The sequence below is a fragment of the Streptomyces phytophilus genome, assembly GCF_013870535.1.
Taxonomy (GTDB): domain Bacteria; phylum Actinomycetota; class Actinomycetes; order Streptomycetales; family Streptomycetaceae; genus Streptomyces; species Streptomyces phytophilus.
The window spans coordinates 1-4,766 of sequence record NZ_JACBXC010000408.1; the positions used below are offsets into that span (position 1 = coordinate 1).

Annotated in this window: 4 protein-coding genes and 1 pseudogene; 4 read left to right on the forward strand and 1 reads right to left on the reverse strand. The window is 69.9% G+C overall.

The features are described from left to right. Positions 1 to 258: 258 nt before the first annotated feature. On the reverse strand, positions 259 to 1,284 hold the full coding sequence (locus H5J30_RS17990) for a LacI family DNA-binding transcriptional regulator (RefSeq protein WP_181788439.1): 1,026 nt from the start codon (positions 1,282 to 1,284) through the stop codon (positions 259 to 261). Positions 1,285 to 1,425: 141 nt separating this feature from the next. On the opposite strand from H5J30_RS17990, the gene H5J30_RS17995 reads away from it, so the two are divergent. From H5J30_RS17995 to H5J30_RS18010, 4 genes and pseudogenes are all read left to right on the forward strand, one after another. Beyond that, positions 1,426 to 2,727, forward strand: a complete 1,302-nt coding sequence (locus H5J30_RS17995) for an ABC transporter substrate-binding protein (RefSeq protein WP_181788440.1) — start codon at positions 1,426 to 1,428, stop codon at positions 2,725 to 2,727. A gap of 6 nt (positions 2,728 to 2,733) precedes the next feature. Further along, positions 2,734 to 3,687, forward strand: a complete 954-nt coding sequence (locus tag H5J30_RS18000; protein WP_181788441.1) for a carbohydrate ABC transporter permease — start codon at positions 2,734 to 2,736, stop codon at positions 3,685 to 3,687. Continuing rightward, the gene (locus tag H5J30_RS18005) at positions 3,687 to 4,505 is read left to right on the forward strand and encodes a carbohydrate ABC transporter permease (RefSeq protein ID WP_181788442.1); all 819 of its coding nucleotides are present in this window, start codon (positions 3,687 to 3,689) and stop codon (positions 4,503 to 4,505) included. Before H5J30_RS18000 ends, H5J30_RS18005 begins: the two co-directional genes overlap by 1 nt. Further along, positions 4,502 to 4,766 (forward strand): annotated as a pseudogene (locus H5J30_RS18010) (glycosyl hydrolase); the annotation flags it as partial. The gene H5J30_RS18005 and the pseudogene H5J30_RS18010, both read left to right, overlap by 4 nt.

The window sequence follows — 4,766 nt, forward strand, 5'->3', positions numbered from 1 at the left end:
GCGGCGGTGGCGGCGGCGGTGACCGTCGCGGTGGCGACGACGAGGGTGGTACGGGGCTTCCTCCTGTGGGTGCGCATGTGCTGCTCTCCGTCCGGTACGTGTGCGGGTGGGGGGATGCGCACCGCCCTGCGGCGGCACGCTCCGGCCCTGGGTTGCCGCCGGACGGCGGGAGGTTGCCGGTCGGAGCGGCACGGCGGAGGTGCGGGATCCCGGACGGCGTACGGCACGTCGGCGGGCCCCGCGGCGAAGAGCCGTACCCTACGCCCCGGCCGCGGGCGGCGCCGTGCTCTGCCGGACCACCAGCCGGGTGGCCAGCTCCATCCGCAGCGCCCCCTTGCCGGGCTCGCGCGGGCGCAGCAGCATCTGCGCCGCCTCCTCCGCCATCTGCCGCAGCGGCTGGTGGACCGTGGTGAGCGCGGGGCTGGACCACTGGGCCAGCGGCACGTCGTCGTAGCCGACGACCGACAGCTCGTCCGGCACGCTCAGCCCTTTCAGCCGCGCCGCCTCCAGGACCCCGAGGGCCTGCAGGTCGCTGCCGGCGAACACGGCGGTGGGCCGGCCGGGGCCGTCGAGCAGCTCCATCGCGTGGTCGAAGCCGCCCTGGACGTGGAAGTCGCCGAAGCGGACCTGGGCCGGGTCGACGTCCAGGCCCGCCATGGCCATCGCCGAGCGGAAGCCGTCGAGCCGGGCGAGGGAGCACATCATGTCCTCGGGGCCGGTGATGATGGCGATCCGCCGGTGGCCGCGCTCGATGAGATGGCGGGTGGCGGCCATGCCGCCGGACCAGTTGGCGGAGCCGACGGAGGGCACGTCGGGCTCGGGGTCGCCGGCGGGGTCGACGATGACGAACGGGATGGCGCGCGAGCGCAGTTGCTTCTTCACCCGGTCGGGCAGGGTGGAGAAGACCAGCACCACGCCCAGCGGGCGGCGCCTGAGGACGCCCTCGATCCAGTCGGGGTCCGGCGCGTGCCGCGTACCGCTCTCGGTGAGGACGACGCTCGCGTGGTTCTGCTTGGCGACGTTCTCCACGCCGCGGATCAGCTCCATCGCCCAGACGCTCTCCAGCTCGTGGAAGACCAGCTCGATGAGCGGCGCCTGCGGGGCGGCCTGGGCCCGCCGCCGGTAGCCGTGCGTCTCCAGCAGCTGCTCGACTTTCGAGCGCGTGGGCCGAGAGACGTCCGATCGTCCGTTGAGAACTTTCGAAACCGTCGAGAGGGACACCCCGGCCTGAGTCGCTACCTCGGCCAGGGTTACACGGCCGTCCACGTCGTCGTCTTCACGCATGGTTCGAAGGATAAGGCACGGTCAGCGGTAACGGTTTGGTCGCGCGGCCGCCGCCCCGTTGACCGTCTGCGGTGGCTCGCCTACTGTCCAGCCCTACATCGACTTTCGGTGATCGGGACGAAATTTTCGAGAGGCATACGTATGAAGACTCGAAGGCGGATGCCCCGCATACTCGCCGGCGGCGTGGCGCTGGGGCTCGCCCTGACCCTGGCGGGCTGCGGTGACGACGGCGGATCGGCTTCCGGCGAGAACGAGTTCACCGTCCTCGTCTACGGCGACGCCACCAACGAGGTGGAGAAGAAGCTCGTCGCCGAGTTCAACAAGACGTCCGAGGTCAAGGCCCGTCTGGACACCATCCCGGGCGCCGACTACCAGCAGAAGCTGCAGACGATCATCAGCACCCCGCAGGCCCCCGACGTCTTCTTCCACTGGGGCGGCGGCAGCATCAAGCCGTTCGTCGACGCGGACCTCCTGCTGCCGCTCGACGACTTCGTCAAGAAGGACCCGGGCCTGAAGGACAACTTCCTGCCCTCGGTCTTCGACGCCTCCGTCGTGGACGGCAAGGCGTACGGCATCCCGATGCGCGGCACGCAGCCCGTGCTGCTCTTCCACAACAAGAAGGTGCTGGACGAGGCCGGCGTGCAGCCGCCCGAGACCTGGGACGACCTGCTGGCCGCGGTGGAGGAGCTCAAGGACGCCGGCGTCACCCCGATCGCGCTCGGCGGCGGCGACATGTGGCCCACCCAGATGTGGTTCCAGTACCTCTACGACCGCATCGCCGGACCCGAGCTGTTCCAGCAGGCGCTGGACGGCGACAAGGAGGCGTGGGAGAGCGAGGACAGCCGCAAGGCGCTCGGCATGATCCGCGAACTCGTCGACGCGGGCGCGTTCGGGGACACGTACGACTCGGTGAAGTTCACCAACAACGGCTCGGCCCAGCTCGTCGCCTCCGGCAAGGCCGGCTTCGAGCTGATGGGCTCCTGGTACTACTCCACCCAGCAGAGCCTGAACGAGGAGTTCGCCGCCGAGGACCTCGGCTACAGCGCCTTCCCCGCCGTCGACGGCGGCAAGGGGGACCCGGCGAACCTCGCGGGCAACACCAACAACTACTACTCGGTGATGAAGAAGGCCGAACACCCCGAGGCCATCGCGGAGTTCCTCAAGCTCATGTACTCCGACACGTTCGTGAAGGACCAGCTGTCCATCGGCAACCTGCCGACCACGACCAACACCGCGGACTTCCTCGACCAGGCGGCCAGCCCCGAGTACTCGACGTACCAGTACGACCTGGTCGCCGAGGCGCCGCACTTCCAGCTCTCCTGGGACCAGGCGTACCCGCAGTCCGCCGCCACCGACATGCACAAGGCCGTCCAGCAGTTCTTCAACGGAGGGCTCGACGCGGACGGCTTCATCTCGGCCATGCAGGCCCTGCCGACCTCCTGACGACCCATGACCACACAGATGACGCGCGTCCGCCCCGCCGCCCCGCCCGAGCGGCGGCGGCGGGCCCGGACGCGGACCGCGAACGTGGCCGGCGTGGGCCGCCCGGGATTCCTCTGGGCGGCCCCCGCCACGCTGTTCTTCGCCGCCTTCGCCGTCGTACCGCTGCTCATGGTCGTGGTGCTGTCCTTCATGAGCTGGGACGGCATCGGCGACCCGGAGTTCACCGGCCTCGACAACTGGCGGCGGGTCCTCGACGACCCCGTGATGATCAAGAGCATCTGGCTGAGCCTGCTGCTCACCGGGCTCGGCGTGGCCATCCAGACCCCGCTGAGCATCCTGCTCGGCGTATGGGCGGCCGGCAACCAGAAGAACCGCGCGGTGCTCTCGGCGATCTACTTCGTCCCGCTGCTGCTGTCCGCCACCGCGGTGGCGGTCGTCTGGGGCGCGCTGCTGGACCCGAACTTCGGGGTGCCCGCCGAAGCCACCTGGCTCTTCGGCGACGGCAACCTCTACGGCGAGCAGGCGTCCGCGATCGGGGTCCTCGCCTTCGTCAGCACCTGGCAGTTCACCCCGTTCCACACGCTGATCTACCAGGGCGCGGCACGGGCCGTGCCGCCCGTGCTGTACCAGGCGGCGGAGGTCGACGGCGCCGGGCGCTACCGGCAGTTCTTCCACATCACGCTGCCGCAGCTGCGCAACGCGATGATCACCTCGATGATCCTCATGGTCGTCGGCGGGCTCACCACCTTCGAGACCGTCCTGATCCTCACCCAGGGCGGCCCGGGGACCGACACCACCATCAGCGCGTACTACATGTACGAACGCGCCTTCCGGAGCTTCGACTACGGCGCCGGCGCGGCCATCGCGCTCGTGCTGGTGCTGGCGGCGACGCTCATCTCGCTGGTCATGGTGCGGCTGTCCGGCTACGACAAGATGCGCAGCACCACGGAGGGCCTGTGATGAGGCGGCGTCCCAACCATCTCGCCGGCGCGGGCTCGCTGGTCTGGCTCTTCCTCATCGGGCTGCCGCTGTACGTGATGGTCTCGGCGACCCTGAAGAGCCAGTCGGAGTTCGCCCAGGACGGCCCGCTGGCCCTCCCCGACGACTTCACCCTCGACAACTACACCGGCGCCTTCGACACCGGCTTCGGCCGGTACTTCCTCAACACCCTGCTGGTCACCGTCTGCGTCGTCGGCATCGTGCTGCTGCTGGTGCCGCCGCTGTCGTACGCCATCGTCCGCAGCCGCGGCCGGGTGACCACCGGCGTCTTCCGGCTCTTCCTGCTCGGCCTGGCCATCCCCCTGCAGGCCGTGATCGTCCCGATGTTCTACCTGATCAGCGAGGCCGGGCTCTACGACAACCTCGTCGGCGTCATCCTGCCCACGGCCGCGTTCTGCCTGCCGGTCTCCGCACTGATCCTCAGCGGCACCATGCGGGACATCTCCAGGGAGCTGTTCGAGGCCATGGCCATGGACGGCGCCACCCCCCGGCGGGTGTTCTTCCAACTGGTCCTCCCGCTCTCCCGGGGCGGGCTCTCCACCATCGTGGTCTTCTCCGCCCTCCAGGCGTGGAACGGCTTCCTCTTCCCGCTGGTCCTGACCCAGTCCGACAGCTCCAAGGTCATCACGCTCGGCCTCTACAACTTCAAGACCGAGCGCGGGATCGACGCGCCCGGGCTGCTGGCCGCCGTGGTCCTGTCGATGATTCCCGTCCTGCTCGTCTACCTGTTCGCCCGGCGGGCCCTGGTCCAGGGCCTCATGGGCGTCGGAGGAAAGTGACCGCGAACGTGGCAGTAGAGACACCCCGGGCGGACGCCCCGGACACGGCCACCCCCGTGTGGAACGACCCCGCACACGACATCGGCACCCGCGTGCGGTCCCTGATCGCCGCCATGACCGTCGAGGAGAAGGTCGCCCAGCTCTTCGGGGTCTGGGTCGGCGCCTCCGCGGAGGGCGGCGAAGTGGCGCCGTACCAGCACGAGATGGAGGAGGCGGTCGACCTCGGCGCGCTGCTGCCGGCCGGGCTCGGGCAGCTGACGC